This is a genomic window from Pseudomonas sp. NFPP24 (assembly GCF_900112095.1).
Taxonomy (GTDB): Bacteria; Pseudomonadota; Gammaproteobacteria; order Pseudomonadales; family Pseudomonadaceae; genus Aquipseudomonas; species Aquipseudomonas extremorientalis.
On record NZ_FOKD01000010.1, the window covers coordinates 141,559 to 163,253 of the forward strand.

Sequence of the window (21,695 nt, forward strand, 5' to 3'; positions counted from 1 at the left end):
CGTGGCAAACACTATGCAGCTCGAAATGAGCGGCGGCGTGAAGCCACACTACAAACTCGGAAAAGCAAATTCAAATTTTATTTTGAAATTTTTATTTAATTCATTGGCGAAAAAATAGCGGCTGAACCCGTCAGCCTGCTCAAGTGATAGTGAAGAGCTCATCACTCCTGAATAGGAGGACGCTCACAGATAAGGGCAGCAAGATGCGCTTGATGCCCTTCTCCATCATCCTCTTAACGTCAGAACGCGTAGGTTGCCGAGAGACTGACCACATCGCCCGACGATTCTGCTTTACCGTCGAGGCTGGCGCCCCCCAGGCGATCGACGTTCTTGGTCTTCAGCTTGACCTCCTGTACGAACTGGTGGGAGTAGGCCACGTCAAAACTCAAGCCCTTGATCGCTTTCACATCGTACCCGGCTCCGAGTGAGAGGAAGGTGCGGTCGCCGTCCGGAATCCGTGGATCACGGGTCGAATTACGCGTTGGCGTCTGGTCAATAGCGACACCGGCACGCAGGGTCAACTCATCGGTAGCGCGGAAGTCGCCACCGACCGAATACATCCACGTATCTTTGTAGTTGTAAGGAATAGAGACGATATTGATATCGCCAGACTTCAGCGTGAGATCCTTGAACGATGACCATTGCGTCCACACCACACTCGCGCCCAAGGTGAAGCGGTCGTTGAATTGGTGTACCCAGTCAAAGCCAGCCGTGGCCGGAATATCGAGCTGGGTGCTGGCATGGGCACCATCGGGGAACAGTTTTAGGCCTGGGTAAGCCACTTCAACCAATGTTCCGTTGCCACCTATCGGGCTGGGTTGGGTCATCAAGGCATAGTTATACGCGTCCGCCCGAATATTGTACTTGCCCGTCATCTTGTTCTTGATCTTGGCATGATAGTTAAGGCCCAAGGTGTCTTGATCAGTCGGTTTCCAGGTCACACCGGTAAACCAGCCTGTCGAAATATTGTCGACCTTGACCCGCATCAGCGCGCCCCCCACGCCTGAGGGAAATTGGACACCACTCAGCTCAGGGCTGTTGGAAAGGGAAGCCGCGGAAAACAAATCGATGTTCTGGCTCACAAAACCTTTGCTGTGCTGAACAATCAAACCGCCACCAATGGAAAACTGATCATTGACCTTGAATGAAAGAGAGCCTGTCAACCCAACGGTTTCGATCTTTGTATCCACGGCAAAATCACGGAATTTGGAGTCCTCATTCCATGTCGAACGCATGCCTTGGGGCACCACCTGGCTCAAACCGAAAGCGAAGCGGTCGCCAAGTGGCATTACCATGAACCCTGTCGGCAACCACGCCGTAAACCCGCCTTGTCCCCCATCGTTGTTGTTCACCGCAGCCGCCGATATATCGGGAAAACCGTTGTCCCCAATTGGAATATTGGCAATAGGGTCGCCTTTGTAATCATTGGCGCTCCCCTTGTATTTGATCTTGATGCGCGCGTAATCGACCGTAAACTGTGCAACGTTATGTTCTACGAAAGCCATGGCTGCCGGGTTGTTGTACGCAGAACTCGGATCGTTCTTGAACAACGAACCGCCAGCAAATGCCCGACCCCAACCAGGTGCCCCATAAGTAGGCGTAGAGAAACCGCCGGCGTGTACAGGCGCGGCAGCCATCACCCCTCCCATTAATGCCAAGCCCAGCAGAACCTGTACCTGTTGTTTTTTATTATTCATACGGCACTCCTTATTGTTATCTCACTGAGTCGGCCCCAGCCGACTCGTGTTGCTACTTGGTTTTCCTGATTTGCTGTGCATCCCGCTCAGGGAAGCACGGTAATACCTGGGGCCACGGCGCCTAGGCTGACAATGGTGCAGCCACCTGTAAGTGCCTGGTTGCTCGCGCCCACACTCAAGCCGCCAGGTGTATTAGCCAGCGAGACAGAGACGGTGGATGGAGCACAATGAGTCGCAGGCCACGCGGGAGAGGTCGTCGCGTAGGTCAAGGCCATGCCGGTGATTTGACCAGTGGCGATGCTGGTAGGCGTCAACCGCCAGGGTAAATCAGTGGGCTGATACAGGGCACAGATCGCCCCTCCGGAAAGTGACACGGTGTTGATTTTCAGCCCTGCACCCTCTGGCTCCACCACGCCTGTAAATGCGAAGCTGCAGTTGACCGCAGCTCCAAATGTCGACGCGGATTTAATGGTTATAGTCCCGCCCGAACTGGTCGTTAAAATCGCGCCGGATGGACTGAAAGACGCCGCATTGGCAACCGCTCCCAGGCCAAGACACAACACTATCGAGCCTGCCTTTACGAGTGCTATCAAACTCTTCATTACCTTTTCTTCCCTGTGTGACGGTTGATATGAGCGTGAACTGTTATTCAAGGAATAAAAATAGCGTTGGACACTTCGACACTCATCTATACCACCGTACCGCCGCCAGCCGGCACTTGATGGGTTGCTGAAACATCAAGACCATCGGGGCCATTGCCAATACTCACGTTAATAGGCGGCCATCGGCACTGCCGCAGAACTAAATCAAGCAAACAAACACGTGCGATCACAGTCGTCTTTTGCACTTGACGTATTCCTCTCTGAACTAATGACAGCGTTCACTCGGTATAAATGGACACTCCACGTTCAAGGGAACACCTGGCGCCCCTCAACAAGCGCCTCAACAGAGACGCTTGTCTTCTTAAGGGGTGATCAGCCCTTTGTTCTCAAACAACCATCAAGGAACAATGGTCAACGTCGGCGATGGGGTGACGCTCAGGCTCACCACGGTGCAACTGCCACTCAGGGTCTGGTTGGCAGCGGTCAGCACACCACCGCTGTAGCCCACGGTAATAGTCGAAGGGCCGCAATTGGAGGCTGGGTACAGAATCGAGCTGGCGATGGTATAGCCGACGTTTGTCACCGAACCGGCGGCAGGGCCCGTGGCAGTCAGGGTCCAAGGCAAACCGGTGATCTTCGGCAGCGCGCACAGGCCGCCACCGGTGACCGCAACGCCAGTGATCTTGGCCACGCCTGTCGCATCGACATTCCCGGTAAACGTGGCACCACAGTTAACGGTGGCCTGGAAGGACGAAGGCGACTTCACCGAGATGGTGCCTGGCGCGGTGAAGCTCGTGTTTACAGGACTGATGCTGTACGCGTTCGCCATCGAAGCAGCACCCATGCAAACAGCCAAAGCAGACAACGATACGAGGGTTTTCAAGCTTTTCATTGTTTTTCCTCACATGTTATGGCGAAGTCATTTCGCCGGGGGTAATGGCCATGAACGAGAGGTCACGGTGAATCTGCAGAACTTCCCTTTCCAGCCAAATTTCAATTCAATTACCGCTGTAACATCCGACGGTTATTCAACAACTTTGAAGTTCGGCGGCATCTTGATCGACACCGTCTTGATCTTGCAGTCTTCGCCAATGGGTACATTGGCGGCTTCCAACTTGCCGGTGGCGTTATCCCAAGTGCCATCAGCCGTCGAAGGTCCGCACTTTCCGCCCAGACCGAATGCATGCACGTCGACGCTGATCTTCGACATGGAACCACTCTTGGTGTCTTTGGCGACTAACACCCACGGCAAGTTGATGGCTTCCACGCGGCTGCACTTGAGGCCGCCGTCGAATTCCACTTTGTCGACATTCACCGAAGAACCATCGGCCGCGACCTTGCCGGCCACCTTGATGGTGCAGTCGGCGCTGATCAGCGCACCCTTGGAGAAGCTGATGGGGCCTTGGGCGGTAAAGGCGCTGCCCGCCGGCTCGATGCGCGCAGCCTGGGCCTGGTGATAGGCAATCAGGCCCAGCGCGGCCAATACGATGTGAGTGGTGAACTTGGCAGGTGATTGCATGGTGTACGTCCTTCCCTTTAATTATTTTTGTTCGGGTCAAACCACTGTATTGCAACTCGTTTTGTAAACCTTGGGCAAAAGCAGCCTGCGCGGCACGCAGGCCCCGAGTACGCCAACAACCGGTTACTTGAACTTAGAACGGCTTGGCGCTGTTACTGTACTTCTCCAGGTACTTCAACCGCTGTGAGGGCTGAAGGTTGGTCAGGGTGATATCCCCGGCGTAATGATTGAGTACGCGATGATCCATGCGCCGCCGCCACAAGTACGGTACATAGGCCCAGACAATCATGCTCGCGTAGCCATAAGGGAGTTGAGGTGACTCATCAAAGTGGCGCAACGACTGATAACTACGGGTCGGGTTGGCATGGTGATCAGAGTGCCGTTGAAGTTGGAACAGAAAGATATTGGTGACAATACGGTTACTGTTCCATGAATGCCGTGGCGAGCAACGTTCATAACGACCATTGGGCAACTTCTGGCGCTTGAGGCCGTAGTGCTCCACATAATTCACTACTTCCAGCAGCGAGAAGCCGTAGATACCCTGGATGATCAGGAACGGAATCACCGCCGCGCCCAACCAGGCGATCATCGCGCCCCATAAGACCACGCTGTACATCCAGGCGCTGAGTACGCCGTTCTGCCAGTGCCAGGCCGGCAGACCAAGCTTGCGCAGGCGTTCGCGCTCCAGGTTCCACGCCGAGCGGGCGCTGAACCACACCGAGCGTGGCAGGAAGGCCCAGAAGCTTTCGCCCAACCGCGAGCTGGCCGGATCTTCCGGCGTCGCCACACGCACGTGATGGCCACGGTTGTGCTCGGTGTAGAAGTGCCCATAGAAGGTCGGTGCCAGGGTGACCTTGGCCAGGAACACTTCCAGTGGGTTGGGCTTGTGCCCCAATTCATGGGCCGTGTTGATCGCGATGCCAGTGGCGGCGCCGGTCGACATGGCCATGCCCAGGTAGGTGAACCAGCTCGGTTCGCCATGCAGTTGAGTACGTGCGGTGATGTAACTGGCGGCGTGGGACAGCCAGCTGGACGGCTCCAGGTTCGCGGCAGCCTGCAACAGGCCACCCTGGATGATCCAGTCGATTCCGCCCGCGGCGAGCCAGCCGGTGATCACCACCGAGGAGATGACAAACACCACGCCGGTGTAGACGATCCAGCGATAGTAGCGTTGGGATTCGAGGTGGCCGACAGCGGATTCGGGCGGGTTGCTCACGTCTTCACCGAGCAAGCCATCGATCAATGGGATCAGGCCGAAGATGACCAGTACACCGACCCACCAGAGTTGCTGGGTACCGGTGCTGATGGCCAGTGTGCCGGAGAGCAACGGAGTGGCCAGGGGCAGGATGCCCAGCCACCACAGGTGACGCTTGCCGTCGGTCCAGATGCTTGGGGCTGCCAGGGTCTGATTCATGGCAGCCTCCGTGTCATGGGGGCAGGAAACAGGTTCAGGGAGCGCTGAGTGCTCCAGGAAATCAACCATGCGATAAAAGACGTTTTTTTCATTTTTATTCGCTCTTAGGCATTTCAAAAATCATTTCAAAATAAACATTGAAATATTTTTTTAAAGAAATAGCGCGGAATCGTTAGGTCGTCAACTACTTTTTCGAAGCCTTTTTTACGTGACCGGGCAGTCTCTTTTTCAGCTGTTTGGTCAGGTCTCTAGGGCAAGCATTTCGGACGGTCCAACCCGCAACGAGGGCCACGATTATTTGTTCGCCAAGGCAAACGGCGGGTGCAGGATCGCGGCGGTTTGTGCTGGCCGCGCACGCTTGGCCAGCTGCTGCACCGCTTCCGCCACCCGTTCGGTGGCGGTGATCGGCAGCATATGTCCGCGCCCCTCCACCACTTGCAGCTTCAGGCCGGGCACCTTGTCGGCCAGGGCCTGGCCGTGTTTGCGAAAGTCCAGCACCTTGTCCCGTGCGCCGTAGATCAGGCTGATGGGCAGCGTCAGCTGCGGGTAGCGCTTGACCATGTCCGGCAGGTGGTCGTTGACCAGGGCGATCTCGCTGGAGGCCGCATAGAAGTTGTCAGGACGCATGCCCAACAGGCCGCCGCCACGGGTGGCGAAGTCCTGCGGGGCACTGTCCGGTGCGAACACGCCCTTGACCACCGAGCGTCTTGTCAACAGGCCCATGGGAACCGTCAGGGTGCGCGACACCCAGCGCCTGAGCCAGGCAGGCCGCACGGCCAGTGACCAGAACACCAGTGGCAAGGTCGGTTGCGGGTGCGTCAGGGGCGCCACCAGTATCAGCCCCGACACCGCATGGGGATGGTCGAGGGCCAGCGCCAGGGAAATCGCCCCACCGAGGGAATGCCCCAGCACCAGCGGTTTATCCAGGCCCAACGTATTGATAAAAGCCGCCACCTGACGCGCCTGGGCCGGCAAGTCTGCGGCAGTGCCTTTATGGCGCGTGGAATAGCCCGACCCCGGTCGGTCGAGGCTGATCACGCGAAAGTGCTCGCGCAACTGACCGGACAAGGCATAGGTCAGGTTGCGACTGCTGCCCATCAGGCCGTGAATCATCACCAGCGGCGGCCCCTTGCCTTCCTCGTAATAATGAAAGCGCTCGCCGTTCACCTCCAGAAAGCGTCCGTTGATCGGAACGGCGGCTTCGATACGCCGCGTCATCCACGTACTGAATCCCCACAACACGGCGCTCGCGCCTACCAACACAGCCGCAGCGATAACCCATTCAACAGCCATAGCTCGGTCCTCTGCATCCCTGCTGCCGGCGACCTGACCGGAATTGATCAAGGCCTCGGCCATCGTCCACACCCTGGACCCGAACGGCGTGCCTGTCCGTCGGACAAATGGCACATGAGGAACCTGGGACTAGCGTAGGCGATATTTTCAGGTAGATTATTTAAAATCTTTTTTAAAATAAGTAATTCAATTTTTCTTTGCAATGGTGTTCTATCTAAAAGACAAAACAAGAAAGGAGCACATCCGATGCCCACGAGGGACTGCTTATGAATGCCCAGAGTGATTCAATCGACATCGCCATCATCGGTTCCGGCTTTGCCGGCCTGTGCATGGCGATCAAGCTCAAGGAAGCCGGGTTCACCGACTTCTTTATCGCCGAACAGGCCGACACCCTCGGCGGCACCTGGCGGGACAATCATTACCCGGGCTGCGCCTGTGATGTGCAGTCCCATGTGTATTCGTTTTCCTTTGCACCCAACCCGGCCTGGACGCGGCAGTTCGCGCCGCAGGCGGAGATCCGTGCGTACCTGGAGCAATGCGCCACGCGCTTTGGATTGGCGCCCTATCTGCGCTTCGGCATGGGCCTGGAGCGAGCGGTGTTCGACGAGCACCTGCAACGCTGGCAATTGAGCTTCAGCGGTGGCCGCCAGGTCAGTGCGCGGGTGCTGGTGTCGGGCATGGGCGGCCTGTCGCGTCCGGCGTTACCGGATATTCCGGGGCTCGATCATTTCAAGGGCAAGCGCTTCCACTCCCAGCAGTGGGACCATGAATACTCCTTGAAAGGCAAGCGCGTCGCGGTGATCGGCACCGGCGCCAGTGCCATTCAGTTCGTACCGCAGATCGCGCCGCAAGTGGCCCACCTGGACCTGTTCCAGCGCACGCCACCGTGGATCATGCCCAAGCCTGACCGGGCGATTACGCCTTTCGAGCGCTGGCTGTTCAAGCACCTGCCCTTCACTCAGCGCTTGGTGCGCGGTGCTTTCTACTGGGCGCTGGAAGGCCGCGTGGTGGGCTTTGCCCTGCACCCAAGACTGATGAAAATGGTGCAGAAAATCGCCCTGCGTCATCTGCACAAACAAGTAGCCCGCCCATCCCTGCGCAAGACTCTGACCCCGGACTACACCATCGGCTGCAAACGCGTGCTGATCTCCAACGACTACTACCCCGCCTTGTCGCGCAGCAATGTCGAGGTGGTCACCGATCGCGTGCTGCGCATCGAAGCCGACGGCGTGATCACCGCCGACGGCATCAAGCACCCGGCCGATTGCCTGATCTTCGGCACCGGTTTCCAGGCCAGCGATCCCCTGCCCCGCGACTGCATCATCGGGCGCGGCGGTGTGGACCTGATGGACACCTGGCAAGACGGCGCCCATGCCTACAAGGGCACCACGGTGCCTGGCTATCCCAACCTGTTCCTGATCGTCGGGCCCAATACTGGCTTGGGGCATAACTCGATGATCCTGATGATCGAAGCCCAGGTGACTTACATCATGGGTGCCCTCCAGCACATGCAGCGGCACCGCATCGCCACGGTGGACGTCAAGGCGGCCGTGGAAAGCGCCTACAACCAACAGTTGCAAGCCAAGCTCAAGCGCACCATCTGGAACACCGGCGGTTGCCAGAGCTGGTACCTCGACCCTCGCACCGGCAGGAACACCACCTTGTGGCCCGGCTCGACCTGGCGCTTCAAGCAGGTCACCCGCCAGTTTGCGCTCAAGGATTACGTGGTCGACCAGTTGCCGGTCAACCTGCCCAGCCGCCCCGTGCCGGCCCCCCACTCCACCCCGGAAGGCAGCCTGTCATGAAGTCATTCAATGGCCGCGTAGCGGCAATTACCGGCGCCGCATCCGGCATGGGCCGCGCCCTGGCATTGGCCCTGGCGCGTGAAGGTTGCCACCTGGCGCTGGCAGATAAAAACAGCCAGGGGCTGGAGCAGACCCTGGCGCTGATCAAGACCTCGACCCTGGCCCCCGTGTCGGTCACCACCCAGGTACTGGATGTGTCCGATCGCCAGGCCATGGAGGAGTGGGCCGCACGCTGCGTGGCCGATCACGGCCAGGTCAACCTGGTGTTCAACAATGCCGGGGTGGCTCTGTCGAGCACGGTTGAAGGCGTAGACTATGCCGACCTGGAATGGATCGTCGGTATCAACTTCTGGGGCGTGGTGCATGGCACCAAAGCATTTCTGCCATACCTGAAAGCCTCGGGCGAAGGCCATGTGATCAATACGTCCAGCGTATTCGGTCTGTTCGCCCAGCCCGGCATGAGCGGCTATAACGCCACCAAGTTTGCGGTGCGCGGTTTCACCGAATCCCTGCGCCAGGAACTGGACCTGCAACGCTGCGGCGTGTCGGCCACCTGCGTGCACCCCGGTGGCATCCGCACCGATATCTGCCGCAGCAGCCGTATCGACGCGAACATGACGGGCTTCCTGATCCACAGCGAACAGCAGGCCCGCGCCGATTTCGAAAAGCTGTTCATCACCGACGCCGACCAGGCCGCCAAAGTGATCCTGCACGGCGTGCGCAAAAACAAGCGCCGCGTGCTGATCGGCCGCGACGCGTATTTCCTCGACCTGCTCGCCCGTTGCCTGCCCTCGGCCTATCAAGCCCTGGTGGTGTTCGCCAGCAAGCGCATGGCGCCCAAGCCGCGCACGCCGGTATTTGAAACCAACGACGAGCCCCACCTCTGAACAGGAGCACGCACTATGTTGCCGATCCGCCGTGACATCCATTTCGCCCTGCCCGCCGAGCGCATCAAGGACTGGCATGAACAGGGCCCGTTCATCACCCATTTCTTCAATGCCCTGTCGCTGCTGTTTCCCCAGGGCGAGCTGTTTTTCATGGACAGCGTGCGCCACTATCGCCAGGACATCGACGACCCCGCGCTTAAAAAAGAGATCCAGGGGTTCATCGGCCAGGAGGCCATGCACAGCCGCGAACACGTGGCCTACAACGACTTGCTGCAAGCCGCCGGGTTGCCGGCACATACGCTGGACCGGCGCTTGAAGTTCATCCTCGACTGGCAGAAAAAACACCTGCCTGCGTCCTTCAACCTGGCGGTGACCATTGCCCTTGAACACTACACGGCGATGCTGGCCGAAATCCTGTTGAGCGACCCGTCGCGCTTCGGCAATTCGCTCAAGGGCTATCAGCAGATGTGGTATTGGCACGCCCTGGAAGAAACCGAACACAAGGCCGTGGCGTTCGATGTATGGAACCGCGTGATCAAGCCCGGCCCCAAGCGCTATCTGCTGCGCACCGGCACCATGCTGACCACCACGGTGTTCTTCTGGCTGGTGGTGTTCGACTTTCACCTGCGCCTGCTGATTGCCGACCGCAAGTCGGGTGGGCACCTCAAGGGTTTCTGGCGCATGTTGAAGTTTCTGTATGGGCCGAAGGGTGTTTTCCCACGAATGCTGGTGCCGTGGCTGCACTACTTCAAACCCGGCTTTCACCCCTGGGACCACGACAATCGGGCGCGCCTGGCCGGGATCGATGGCCTGGTCGAGGAGATAGAGCAGACCCAGCGCGGGTATTAAGCCTGCGCCAAGGCGGCGCGTTCGCGTACGAACCCTTCCAACTGATCGCCCGGCAGTGCCTTGCTGAAATACCAGCCCTGGATAATCAATTCGGCGCCGGTATTCAGGAAGGCCAACTGCTCGGCAGTCTCCACTCCTTCCACCACCACGCCCAGGTTCAGCGCCTCACAGAAGCGCAGCATGCCGGTCATCACCTGGGCGCCCTTGGGGTCGTGCTGGGCCACCACGAAGCTGCGGTCGATCTTGATGAAGTCCACCGGGAACTGGTGCAGGTAACTCAGGGCCGAAAAGCCGGTGCCGAAGTCGTCGATATACACCTTGGCACCGATGGCCTGCAGCTTCTGGATAGTCTGGCGCGTGACCTGGATATCACTGACCAGGGCGTCCTCAGTGATCTCGACCGATACGTGCCCATGGGCCTGGGCCAGGATCTCCACCAGGCGTTCGCCGAAGGCGGCGTCGGTCAGGGTCGCGCTGGAAATATTGATGGTCATCGGCAGGGAAAAACCGAGTTTCTGCCACTTCTGGTACTGGCGAACCGCCTGGGATGCTACCCACACATCCACATCCGGCATCAACCGCGCCTGGGCCAGCCATTGCAGGAATTCCCACGGCGAATGCACCGTGCCCTGGGCGTCGCGGGCCCGCATCAGCGCTTCACACCCGGTGCACAGGCCTGTGCGGGTCGAGACCTGCGGCTGGAATTCAAGGTAGAACTCATAGTCGCTGATCTGCTGGATGCGGCTCAGTTCCACGGCCTGGCGCGCCAGGGTCTTGTGGGAGGCGAGTACCGGGTCCAGCTCGCGCAGACGGCCCTTTTCTTCAAGGCCACGGAAGGTCATGTCCAGGGACTTGAGGTACACCGTGCCCCCTTCACTGGCCTGGCGATGGATCGCCCGCACATACGGCGCGTACACCAGGGTGCCCAGGCCCAGCAGCGCCACTTGCAGCGCCACCGCCGCCAGGTCGCCGTGGGTACTCAGATAGGCATTGAGCAGCACCGGCGCGGTAAACGGCACGCTGACCACCGCCGGCGACACCCAGCCCATCTGCACCACCGTCAACGCCAGCATGGCATTCAACGCCGGGACGATCAGAAACGGTATGAACAAACGCGGGTTGAGGATGATCGGCAAGCCGAACAGCAGCACCTCGCTGACGTTGAACAGTGACAGCGGCAGGCTCGCCACCGCCAACAAGCGCATGGACTGGCTCCTGGAGAACAGCAGGATGGCCAGCAACAGGCACAATGCACCGCCCGAGCCACCGATAAACGCAAAGCTGCCCAACAGGCCACTGTTCAACACATATTTGACCGGCTCGCCCGCCGCCAGGGCCGTGCTGTTCAGCACCACGACCTGGTCCAGTACATCGAACAGCGGTTGCATGGCGTACACGCCGTGGATGCCGAAAAACCACAGCAGCGAATTCATCAGGGTCACGAACAGGCCGCTGCCGTAGGGCGACTCCAGCGCGTCCAGCACCTGGGGGCCTTGCAACTGCGCCACATACGGAATCTGCAGCAACAAGGACAGCACCACCACCAATGCCAGGGCGGTGATAGCGCCTGGCAGCACCATATTGATCGTGCCCCGCAGGTTGTGCCCCACCAGGTCTTCGTTGACCAGACGGGTCCAGCGGTAGCGGTGCAGCCAGGCAATTGCGGGAACGTTCAACAGCGGCGAGGCAATGGCGATAAACAGCACAAAGGTGGCCGAGGCCCTGGGGTAGTCCCGCAGGATGAATGTCGCCACCACCACATGGGCCAGGCACAGGAATGCCACGGGCAATTGGGGCAGGCGATGCTGGATCGCCAGCATGTAACCGATGGACGCGGCCACCAGCAGCGGGATCACGGAACTGATCTGGTTGTGCAGGCCGGCGAGGAACGCCACCACCTGAGCGTGGAAGCCAAGGACGCGAGCACATTCCGACAGAATCAGAAAGCCCGCCGAGACCAGCAGGCAAGGCAGGATCCACAACAGCCCTTCGCGGATCGCCCGCAGCGATTCAGTGCTGGCCAACGCAGCCAGGCGTTGGGTGAAGAAAAGCTTGAACAGCGTTTGCGCCATGACCCATCCCTCTGCCCATCGCCCACTGTCCCTGCAAGGCAGGGCTGGAAGCACCGGCTAACGCTACACGTCCTGGCCCAATGAGCGAAAGCCTTTTGCCATTCATCTGGGTGAATTTCCGAATCGGATAACAGGCCAGGCCCTGTTTTTTCCAAACAGTTGAGTTTTATGATCCAGGCCAATCGCTCAATCTGCTTCAATGACGCCTATCCGCCCTCCCCCTGACCTGTGTTTGGAGTAAGCCTTTGTCACAACCCGGTGATAACCACCAGCGCGCGCTGGACAGATTCCTCGATGAACACCCCGATGTCGCCGCCGAACTGGATACCCTGAATCCGCTGGCTGCCCAGGCCAGGGGCGAAACCCTGGCCCAGTACCGCGCCGAACGCTTGCATGAAGCCTTTGAAGCGCAAGCTGAACGCCAGGGCCTGTTTGCCTGGGAGCTGACCCTCAAACTGACCGCCGATTCCTGTGAGGCCTTTGACGCCCAGCGTCGTGAGGTACACAAGGAGGTGGCACAGATGGCGGGCCTGAGCTGGGTCGAGTACTGCCAACTGCACGACCTGCCCGGCTAACGCACTACCCCAGGAACCAGAGACGGCGCCCGCCGCCCAGCACTTCGCGCAACTCGGCGACCGACACCGTGCGTTGTTCAGGATCCATCGCCAGAGCCGAAGACACTGCAGGCCAGCAATGCCTGGGCAACTGCCTCGGCCTCGGCAGCGGCTGATGCTGCTGACGTTCGCCGGGGCGCCGTCCTTCGGCCAACTCATAGAGCACACTGGCAACCCCGTACAGATCGGCACGGGGTGAGGGAAGCCCTCCGGCCATCAGCTCCGGCGCTGCATACGCAGGGGTCCAGGCATTCAGGCGACTGCGGCTCAGGCCGGGCAATCCGGCCCTTGCCTGCGCTTCAGCATGCCCCAGGCCAAAATCGAACAGCCGTATCCCCTGCTCCCCCAGCATGATGTTCGCCGGTTTCACATCGCCATGCAGCACTCCTTGTCGGTGGGTGTAGGCCAGCGCATCCAGCAGTTGCAGGGCGATGGGTTGCAGCGCCTGCCACGCCATCCCTTGCGGGCATTCCGGGAGCAGGCGGTCCAGGGTCAGGCCGGGCATCACTTCCATGGTGAAGAATGCCAGCTGGTGCGCCGTGTCTACCTCGAACGAAAAGGCCCGGACCACATGTTCATGTCGCAGGCTCCGGGTCAGGGCGAACTCGCTGTACAGCAACACGTGGGCGTCGGTGGACGCACAGAGCGTCTCACCCAACAGCTTCAGCGCCACGCGCGCGTCCGGTTCGCCAAACGCCTCATGCAGCAGATCCCGGGCACGATAGACCACCCCCATGCCCCCTGAACCGAGAATTCGCTCCAGCTGGTAGCGTCCCGCAAGCAGGTTCGGCGGACCGGCTGCGGCGTTCATGGCTGCACCACCACCGCAGTGAGGTCATCCAGCGCAGGTCCACGCAACACGTCGCTGAACAACCGCTCCACTACCTGCCCGGGCGTGCCGGCATTCATCGCACGCCCCAGTTGCCGGTGGCTGAGCCCCTGGTACAAGCCATCACTGCACAGCAAGAACACATCGCCTGGATGGGGACGCAGTTCCAGTATCTCCAGACTCAGCGGTTTTCCGGCGCCAATGGCACGAGTCAAGGCACGGGCGTCTGGATGAGCGCGGGCCAGTTCCAGGCTCACATGCTGCTTGTCCATCAGTTGCTGTTGCAGGGAGTGGTCCCTGGACAGCTGATACAAACGCTGCCCTCGCCAGAGGTAGCATCGGCTGTCCCCTGCCCAGATGCACGCCGCGCGGTCACGCTCAAGCAACAGGACAACCACCGTACTGCCCATGACGCGTGCCAGGCCATCGGCCGCCTGCAACTGGCTGTCGAGCCCCCGCAGGCAGCGTTGGACGGCCTCGACCCGCTGGTCGAAGCTGCCTTGGCCTGGCAGCGCCGCGAGGCTGCTGACCACCCGTTGACTGGCCACATTCCCAGCATGGTGCCCTCCCATTCCATCGGCGACCGCCCAGCAACCGCGTTGCGGGCAATCGAGGAACCCATCCTCGTTACGCGCACGACGCTTGCCTTGCGCCGTGCGGCCAGCACTTCGCCAAGGGTGCGCGCGGTTCACAACTGCTCCGGCAGGCGGAAGCCGCGCCATGTGGCCATCTGGAACGGGCTGGGGCTGCGTTGGCTGGTGAGCAGGTAGTTGGCACGCAGGCCGGCCAGGTCGGCCTTGAGTATCTGTGCATCCCTGCCGCTGGCCGGCTCGTTTTGCATCAGTTCGAAAAGCCGGAACAACGACCAGGCTCCCCGGTCTTTTTCAATGCCCAGCGGTCGCTCGGTACCGCGCTCCAGTACCAGGCTGCTGCGCCCATTGTCCGCATCACTCGGCCAATGGAACGCCATCGGCACGATGGGACCGTGACGGTATTCCAATTGTTGATCGCCCACCCGCAGCGTCGCGCGGTTGACGGCCTGGTCCAGGCTGTAGGGCGCCAGCGTGAACAGAACGGCCCAATTCCCCTGGTCTGCGCTGAAGAACCCCTGGCGAATGACCTGCGCGCGTGTCAGCTGGTCGAGCAACGAACGTGAAACAGGCAAGCTGCGGCCCTCAAAGCCACGCAAACGATAGCGGCTCCCCTCGACACTGACGAACGGCCGCAGGTAGCTGTCATAGAAGTGCTCCATCACCCCCCGTGGTTTGAAGAACGACTGGAAATCACCCAGGGCAACATCGCTGCCGGCGTCGGCATTGAAGGGGTAGCGGTGCCGGATCGCCTTCACATAAAAGCCATACACCTCACTCTGATAACGCTGGTTCACGTACCCATAGGCGTCATCAAGCAGATGGCGCCAGGTTTGCTCGGCAATCCCGTCCAACCAGCCCTTGAGCGGCTGCGGCAAGCGAGCAGCAGCGTCACGCAGGTTACCCAACAGCGGCTGCTGTCCATCCATGCGTTGCCGGGCCATCTTGAATGCCGCGTGCTCGGGCGAACTGTCACGGTTCAGTGTCGAGACTTGCAAGTGCAACTCATCCAACAGGCGCAAGGCCTGGGTCAGCTCGGCCGTCGGGTTCTGCTCTTCATCTAGCAATTGGTGCAAGGGCTCGAAACGACGCAGCAATGCGCGCCGGGCAGTATCCGGCAGTGTTTGGCGCGGCAAGGCTCGGGTGAGCAAGCCAGACACCGGCGTGCCCAACTCAGCGACCTGCTGGCCCACCGCTCCAAACCGCTCATGGGTCGGCAGCAGTCGCGTGTGTTCACGCACTTGCCGCAACAGCAACACCAGCGCCGACTGGGCGGAAGTCAAGTTCGCGAGCTGCTGCGCATTGTGCCTCAGGTCGTCGCTTTCCAGCAGACTGACTCGACCCAGCGCATCACTCCAGATGTCGGCGTACTCGCTGAAGTAACGCTGTTCCAGCGCCAGCATCAGCTTGCGCAAGTCCACGACACTGAGGTCTGCGGCCTCCCCAAGCACCCAATTATCCTGGGCGATGGCATTGACCAACTGTGGCCCCTGGCTCTCGAAAAACTGCAGGTATTTACGGGTATAGAAACCCGGGATGGGGGGCTCAACCCTCGAAAACGCCGGGCTTTCGGCGAGGCGCAAGGGTTCCAGGTGCCGCGCTTGCTCGCGCAGTGTCCGGTAGACCACCTCTACCATTGGCTCACCGCGCAGCACCAGGCGGGCCTGGGCGACCAACTCATCATTCAGCGGGGCCAAAAAACCCTGTTCAACGAGCCGTGCAACGTATTCGTTCAGGCGTTTGTGTGTCGATGCATCCTCGATGTACCCAACAGTCCGCAGCCCCGCCACTTGCTCGGCCAACCAGGCCTTATCACGTCGCTCGGGCAGGTTGAGCATCAAGTAAGCGCGAAGGCTGTCCAGCAACTGCTCGCGATCACCCAGGCTGTCACGTACCTGTTGTTCGAGCCGCAGGGTCACGTAGGGGAGCAATTGCTGATGCAGGGCTTGTTCGTAGGCGCTGTTCAATGATGGCCGACTCAACTCGCCCTGATACAAGCCGCCCCGCTCAACCCAAGGTACCTGCGCCGCCGGTGGAAACACCTCCGTGGCCGCCAGGCGACTGTCCAACAGCGCGAGCAACGCCAGGCTGGCGTCCGCTTCGGGTTGGCCTACAGGCTTGGGGTTGATCAGCTCCCGCAGTTGCACCAGCCGCTGATAGTTGAATGCGTAACTGTGCGCCCACAGCGCCCCGGCCGTACCCACAACCAACGAGGCGGCCAGCGCCATCAACCCGTGGCGTCGACGTATGCGCTGTCGCTCCGGGGTACGCAGCCCGGCAAGACCGGCCTCGGCAAAAATCACCCGATTGAACAGGCCCTGGGCAAAATGGGCACGCACATCACCTGTCTTCGCACAGGTCAGGTAGAACCCGCGCAAGCCGTTGATTCGCTGGTAGCAATGAGCGGCAAACGCACTCTCGATAAACAGGCAGACGAACTCGCCCAGGCGAGCGAGATGCTGAGGAAAGCCCAGCATGCGGCCTCGGCGCTCAAGGTTGCGCTCCTGATGCAAGCGCGGGATCAGCTCGGCACCCACACGTTGCAACAAGGCGTCGAATGTTTCGCGCACCTCGGCGGTATCAGTGCCTGTCATGCCTGACACCAGGCGCTCACCCAGCCAGCCTTCTGCGGCATCGCCCTGCCGCGCATCAAAGAACTCGGCAAACCCGGCCAGCCGATCAAGCTGCGTCAGCACCAGATAAACCGGCACATCTACCTGCAGTGACTGCTGGATGTCCTGCAAGCGGTTACGCACATGGCGCGCGTGAAGCTCCAGGTCGTGTTCGTTGCTGCGCAACAGCGTATCGACTGACAGCGTCACCACCACGCCATCGAGCGGCCGTGCCCTGCGCCATGACTTGAGCATGTCCAGCATTGTCGACCATCCTGCTGCATCGACACTGTGGTCGGTCTGGCTCAGGTATCGACCGGCCATCTCGACCACCACCGCGTCGTCGGCAAAACACCAGTCACAGTAAGAGGTGGCGCCTGGCGGCATCGCGTGCGTCCGGTCGAGCGCCGCCGGCAACCCGGCAGCGGCCAGCAAGTCGGTCTTGCCGCTGCCCTGCTCGCCAATCAACAGGAACCAGGGCAGTTCCTGGCGCGAACGCTCACTGCGCTCGCCGTAGCGGTGTGAGGTTCTCAACGTCTGCAGCGCTTCCTTGAAGCGCCTGCGCACCTGCACCACTTCGTCATTGATCAACCCCTGCTGCTGAAGATGTTCCAGCTGCCCAGGCTGATCCAAACGCGCGGAGCGACGTGCCCCCACAACCACCATCGCCAACCCCCAGGACAGCAGCATTGCGCTGATGGTCAACAAACGGGCCGTCGAACCCTGCCAGAAACGGTAGTCGTCTACCGCCAGCAACGGCCCGACAAACCACACCAGCAGCGCACCGGCCAGCACCAACAACAGGCTCCATACCCAACTCTCGCGCAGCACCTTGCCCACGCGTCTGAAGAATGCGTTCATTCATTGCTCCCAGCGTTACAAGGGCGTCCGAGACGGCTCTGCCAGCGAAGATTGGAAAGCGTGCAACGTCGCCCTGCGCTCCTGGCCCAGCATCCAGGCGAACCCCGAATACACCACCAGCAGACACGCCAGCACGCAGGCTGCGGCCCAGGTAGCCGAGACAATGCGTATCCGTGCCTGAGAGGTCACGCCGGCGCCGGATACAAGGGTTAACGGCGGCTGATCACCGCGCACATGCCTGATCTGGCGATACACCGCGTCGTGTACAGTTTCGAGCTGCGCCCTTCCCCGTTCCATGACACGGTATTGGCCTTCGAACCCCAGGGACAGGCACAGGTACATCAATTCCAGCAGGGCCACATGCTTGACGGGGTCACGGGACAAACGCTCAAGCAGCTGGAAAAATTTTTCACCGCCAAAAGTTTCGTTGTGGAAACGGCTGAGCAGGCTGGTCTTCGACCAGTCGCTACGGCCGCCCCACGGCGTAGTGACCACGGCTTCATCAATGACACTGCACAGTACGTAACGCGCCGACATCACCTGACTGTTCTCGGCCCCCAGATACAAGGCATAGGCCTCGAACGCGTTGATGCCCGAGGAAAACTCCTCATTGAGTGCCGGCAGGCTTTCCCGGCCCGGGCTGGCCTTGAGTTGGACCACTTGCAGCAAGAGTTCCCAGGCCGCGGTCAACAGCACGTTGGGGCCACTCTTGAAGTGCCGTATGCCTTGCATCTGGGCGCAATAGATCATGCGGTCTTCCAGTTGCTCGAAGCGTGGCGGCGACGGGAAGTCCGTAACGGCTGCGTGCGCCGGTCCGAGACCCTCACGGTCAAGCAACACGGTTCTTTCGTCTTGCGGGTATTCACTGTCCATAGTCATGACGTCAGTTCCTGATAGCCCAGAAGTTGAGTTCCAGCTCGGCAAACTCGCCGCTGGCGTGGAAGGCGAAACCACCTGATTGCTCCAACTGCGCAATGTCACGGGGGCTGAGTTCGAGCATGAAATAGGTCTTGCCGGCGTGAAACGGGATCTGCCGCGGCGCTACCGGCAACGGCTTGACCTTGATCCCGGCCAGCTGCAGGTTGACCAGTTCGCGGATACGCTCCACCGGTCCGATCTTGAGATGGGCCGGCAGTCGATGACGTAGTTCCTCCGTATCGCACTGGGCAGTGGCCGCCAGGATGAAGGTGGCCGTACCGAGTAACTTGAGGTCGCTCACCGGGCATACCAGCACCCCGTACTGCCGTGGTTGCAGCGTCAACTCGACCGCCTGCTGTTCCAACACCAGCGACAGCGCCGCACGAAGGCCTTCCATCAATCCACGAAAGCTCGCGCCCTGATCGCCATGCCGGTATTGCGCCGGAAATTGCGCCCGTTTGCTGTCGTTGGAAAAGGTGCACAGCTCACCGAAAATCGACAGCAACTCCCGATATACCACCTCCGGCCGCACCTGGGTCTGGCTCAGGTAGTGACGCAATCTCAATTCCGCACGATTGATCAACTGCAGCATCAAAAAGTCGCCGACCTGTGCGCTGGCGCTAGCGCCGTTTCCCTGGATGCGCGCTGCAATCGCATCGCCACGGGTCGCCAGCAGGCTGGTGACTTCGTTGATGCAAGACGCCACATACCCCGAGCCCTGAAGGTAGATAAACGTTGGTACAAAATCCGCATCCAGCCTCACGCCGCCGTCCTGGGTCGAATCCACCACCCGGGCAACCTGGAGTTTCACGTAGAACGCGTCACCGGGCGGCTCACCCAGCATCAGGCGCAAGTCCGGGCGCGCGCATTTGATCTGGCAACGAGAGTCGACCCCGGCAGTTGAGTCACCGATTTCTGTATCACAGGCAACATAGCGCGCCAGGACATCGCGTTGCTCCTTCGAGCGCACCTCAACCTGATTGTCGGTCGCCAACGGCAGCGCCAGGTACACAGCCTGTCTGCCTGCATTGGCAGGCACCTGCAACATCAGCGGTTCCAGGGTGCCGCTCAGCTCGAACAGGCTGCCGTCCGGTAGCACTCCGGTGGCCTGGTTCACCACAATCTTGCCCAGGTTCAGGTACTGCACATCGACTTCCAGGCTCAGGAAACCCCAGGCATCACTGCTCAGCAGCCGGGTGTGGTTGAGTTGCCGATGGTAGTAGCGGTCGCTGTGCTGCAAGTGTTGGGGCCTCAGCAGCATGCCCTCTTGCCAGATAACGTTGTGGATCTGCATCTCAGTCCTCCGTCCTGTCAGGTTGAGGTGCCGCCATCCGGATACCCGTCTGGTCCAGCACGATGTCGGCACGGGTCAACTGTCCGGGAGCCAAAGGCAGCACCCATCGCCATTGCACATGGGGCAAGTCACGATAGGCCGCCAGCACGCCGACATAGCGACTGCGCGGCTCGACACTCAGCTTGAGCGCCAGCCGTTCGCCGGGACGCAGTTCCAGTTCCTCGCCGCTGACCCAATCCTTGGGCAGTGCCTGCTCGGCCCGGCCGTAGAGGCTGAAGAAATCGGCGTTTTCAAAGGCCACCGGATGCCGCAGCTCCAGCAATTGCACCACCACGGGCGAGGGGCGGCCGTGAAGGTCGGGATTGACCTCGTCGCTGGCCGTCAGAGTCAGGTCCAGCTTGGTCAGGGTGGAAAAAGGTGAAAGGGTGCTGCATCCCGCCAGCAACCCCAGCAGTAGCAGCGTGAATGAAACCGCGATCCGAGACAGGCCAATCATCCTGCGTACCCCGCGTGAAGGGTGGAGACCAGGCGTACCTGCTCCTCGTAGGCTTTGCAAAAATCATGACGCAGCACCTGCTCATCCAGGGGCTCGTCCTCAGTCAGTCGCCGATAATGACGTTGGTAGGCCCGCCAATGGGCGCCATCGCTGAAGAACCTGGGTGACTTGCCGTCACGTTCGAAGCGCAGCAGCAAGTGCCCAGGCGCAAAGGCCGCCAATGCACCGCGTATGGCAGCCCGACAGGCCACGACCAGAGCCAGTTGATGAACCTGCAAGTCTCGGTACGCCTGATCGACCGCTTGCTCGGCAGAGAACTGACAGGATTCATCGGCGCCGAGCAAAAACGCCAGGGCGGCATGGTTGTCGGCACAGTCTTTCAACGGGTTGCGGGTATTGAGCAGCGGAACCGCCAGTAAGCCGTGGACCTCACTGTTGAGTTCATCGCGGGTTCGCACGCTTTGCTGCAACCCTGCGAGGGTTTGCCTGAACAGGCCCGCCACCTTGATCGCCAGGGCTTCGCGCCCCGGCGTATCAAGCGCGTCCACCTGCATGCCCAATGCGTGGGCGAACTGCGCCCAGAATGCTTCCGAGGTTGCAGGTGGTGGTGTGACAGGGCCAGGTGACACGACGTCTCTGGCCGGCTCAGCCCATTGCGGCACGACCAGGTGATCGTGCTCCACCGTGCCCTGACGCAAGGTTTCGAAAGGTGCCTGTGGCGTTGTGCCCAACGCGTCCAGCTCTGCCGAGGAATTGCCGAGCCGTACCTCGCGATCCAATGCGTCGACAGGATCCAGCCCCAGGAACGCGTCGTCTGGAATCGTGTCTTGCCGAGCAAAACCCTGCCCTGCCTGCAACACCAGGCGGGCACGGATATCCAGCAACCCCAGTTGGTACACATCGCCGTCACTGATGAGCCGTGCCTGTCCTTTGCACAGGCGCTCCATACTGCCCGACACACCGATACCGTTGCTGCTGATATCCGTCAGGAAATAGCGGCCCTCTCTAAAACTGACCAGAGCGTGGTGACTGGAAATCAGACGGTTGGCATCCGGGAGCACCCAGTCACAACCCGACCCACGTCCGATCACGCCACCGACACCGTCAAATGTCTTGCGCTCAGGCGGCTCCCCGTTTGCGGTGCTACAGAGTTCAAACATCAATTGCATGACAGCAGCCCCCTGTTCAGTGCCCACGACGAGTCGCGTGGGGGTCACCCAACGGACGGTAGTCGGCGTCATCAAAGACATAATTGGCGTTACAGCCACTCAACAAACACAGCGCAAGCACCAGGGCTTGCCACGGATGAAAAGGCATCAGGTATCTCCCATGAAAATAAGCGG

The 21,695-nt window shown here is 60.3% G+C and carries 19 protein-coding genes; 4 read left to right on the forward strand and 15 right to left on the reverse strand.

All coding sequences use genetic code 11. From position 1 onward, the window contains the following. Positions 1-239: 239 nt before the first annotated feature. The 6 genes from BM026_RS21480 to BM026_RS21505 all read right to left on the reverse strand — a co-directional run bounded on the left by BM026_RS21480 (position 240) and on the right by BM026_RS21505 (position 6,525). Positions 240-1,697 (reverse strand): outer membrane protein transport protein, encoded by a 1,458-nt coding sequence (locus BM026_RS21480; RefSeq protein WP_093513384.1) that lies wholly within the window; start codon positions 1,695-1,697, stop codon positions 240-242. Between the two features lie 86 nt (positions 1,698-1,783). Next, positions 1,784-2,299 carry an alkane oxidation protein activator PraB gene (gene praB / locus BM026_RS29515; RefSeq protein WP_093530002.1) on the reverse strand — a complete coding sequence of 172 codons (516 nt, stop codon included), beginning with the start codon at positions 2,297-2,299 and terminating at the stop codon, positions 1,784-1,786. Between the two features lie 397 nt (positions 2,300-2,696). Further along, positions 2,697-3,191 (reverse strand): alkane oxidation protein activator PraB, encoded by a 495-nt coding sequence (gene praB, locus BM026_RS21490; RefSeq protein ID WP_071487970.1) that lies wholly within the window; start codon positions 3,189-3,191, stop codon positions 2,697-2,699. Positions 3,192-3,323: 132 nt separating this feature from the next. Next, entirely contained in the window at positions 3,324-3,818 is a 495-nt protein-coding gene (praA, locus tag BM026_RS21495) for an alkane oxidation protein activator PraA (protein WP_071487971.1), read from the reverse strand. Between the two features lie 133 nt (positions 3,819-3,951). Next, a complete protein-coding gene (locus tag BM026_RS21500) occupies positions 3,952-5,232 on the reverse strand; it encodes an alkane 1-monooxygenase (RefSeq protein WP_093530004.1) in 1,281 nt (426 codons plus the stop codon). 294 nt (positions 5,233-5,526) lie between these two features. Next, entirely contained in the window at positions 5,527-6,525 is a 999-nt protein-coding gene (locus BM026_RS21505) for an alpha/beta fold hydrolase (protein WP_170856066.1), read from the reverse strand. Between the two features lie 266 nt (positions 6,526-6,791). Between BM026_RS21505 and BM026_RS21510 the strand changes: the two genes are divergently transcribed. Genes BM026_RS21510 through BM026_RS21520 form a run of 3 tightly spaced genes read left to right on the forward strand, consistent with a single transcriptional unit; the run spans position 6,792 to position 10,066 of the window. Beyond that, positions 6,792-8,330: a flavin-containing monooxygenase gene (locus BM026_RS21510; protein ID WP_092244262.1), complete on the forward strand. Its 1,539-nt coding sequence runs from the start codon at positions 6,792-6,794 to the stop codon at positions 8,328-8,330. After that, complete coding sequence (locus tag BM026_RS21515; protein WP_071487974.1) at positions 8,327-9,217, forward strand: SDR family NAD(P)-dependent oxidoreductase; 891 nt, start codon at positions 8,327-8,329, stop codon at positions 9,215-9,217. The genes BM026_RS21510 and BM026_RS21515 overlap by 4 nt, the downstream gene beginning before the upstream one ends. A gap of 15 nt (positions 9,218-9,232) precedes the next feature. Further along, entirely contained in the window at positions 9,233-10,066 is an 834-nt protein-coding gene (locus BM026_RS21520) for a metal-dependent hydrolase (protein WP_092244265.1), read from the forward strand. Here the strand turns inward: BM026_RS21520 and BM026_RS21525 are convergent. Further along, positions 10,063-12,138, reverse strand: a complete 2,076-nt coding sequence (locus BM026_RS21525; protein ID WP_093530006.1) for an EAL domain-containing protein — start codon at positions 12,136-12,138, stop codon at positions 10,063-10,065. The two genes, BM026_RS21520 and BM026_RS21525, sit on opposite strands and share 4 nt — an antisense overlap. 245 nt (positions 12,139-12,383) lie before the next feature. Here BM026_RS21525 and BM026_RS21530 point away from each other — a divergent pair, with 245 nt between their 5' ends. Continuing rightward, positions 12,384-12,713 carry a DUF6388 family protein gene (locus tag BM026_RS21530; RefSeq protein WP_093530008.1) on the forward strand — a complete coding sequence of 110 codons (330 nt, stop codon included), beginning with the start codon at positions 12,384-12,386 and terminating at the stop codon, positions 12,711-12,713. 4 nt (positions 12,714-12,717) lie between these two features. On the opposite strand, the gene BM026_RS21535 is transcribed toward BM026_RS21530, so the two are convergent. The 8 genes from BM026_RS21535 to BM026_RS29420 are packed head-to-tail and all read right to left on the reverse strand — an operon-like array spanning position 12,718 to position 21,669. Further along, positions 12,718-13,563, reverse strand: coding sequence for a serine/threonine-protein kinase (locus tag BM026_RS21535; RefSeq protein ID WP_093121225.1), 846 nt, complete (start codon positions 13,561-13,563; stop codon positions 12,718-12,720). Continuing rightward, positions 13,560-14,273, reverse strand: a complete 714-nt coding sequence (locus BM026_RS21540) for a PP2C family protein-serine/threonine phosphatase (RefSeq protein WP_092244274.1) — start codon at positions 14,271-14,273, stop codon at positions 13,560-13,562. The genes BM026_RS21535 and BM026_RS21540 overlap by 4 nt, the downstream gene beginning before the upstream one ends. Next, positions 14,270-17,644 (reverse strand): type VI secretion system membrane subunit TssM, encoded by a 3,375-nt coding sequence (gene tssM, locus BM026_RS21545; protein ID WP_093530010.1) that lies wholly within the window; start codon positions 17,642-17,644, stop codon positions 14,270-14,272. The genes BM026_RS21540 and tssM overlap by 4 nt, the downstream gene beginning before the upstream one ends. Before the next feature lie 15 nt (positions 17,645-17,659). Beyond that, a complete protein-coding gene (gene icmH, locus BM026_RS21550; protein ID WP_071487980.1) occupies positions 17,660-18,523 on the reverse strand; it encodes a type IVB secretion system protein IcmH/DotU in 864 nt (287 codons plus the stop codon). A 4-nt stretch (positions 18,524-18,527) separates the two neighbouring features. After that, entirely contained in the window at positions 18,528-19,856 is a 1,329-nt protein-coding gene (gene tssK, locus BM026_RS21555; protein WP_093530012.1) for a type VI secretion system baseplate subunit TssK, read from the reverse strand. 1 nt (position 19,857) lies between these two features. Continuing rightward, on the reverse strand, positions 19,858-20,352 hold the full coding sequence (gene tssJ, locus BM026_RS21560; protein WP_093530014.1) for a type VI secretion system lipoprotein TssJ: 495 nt from the start codon (positions 20,350-20,352) through the stop codon (positions 19,858-19,860). After that, the gene (gene tagH / locus BM026_RS21565; protein ID WP_093530016.1) at positions 20,349-21,521 is read right to left on the reverse strand and encodes a type VI secretion system-associated FHA domain protein TagH; all 1,173 of its coding nucleotides are present in this window, start codon (positions 21,519-21,521) and stop codon (positions 20,349-20,351) included. The genes tssJ and tagH overlap by 4 nt, the downstream gene beginning before the upstream one ends. Before the next feature lie 16 nt (positions 21,522-21,537). Continuing rightward, the gene (locus BM026_RS29420; protein WP_081049244.1) at positions 21,538-21,669 is read right to left on the reverse strand and encodes a type VI secretion protein; all 132 of its coding nucleotides are present in this window, start codon (positions 21,667-21,669) and stop codon (positions 21,538-21,540) included. Positions 21,670-21,695 lie beyond the last annotated feature (26 nt).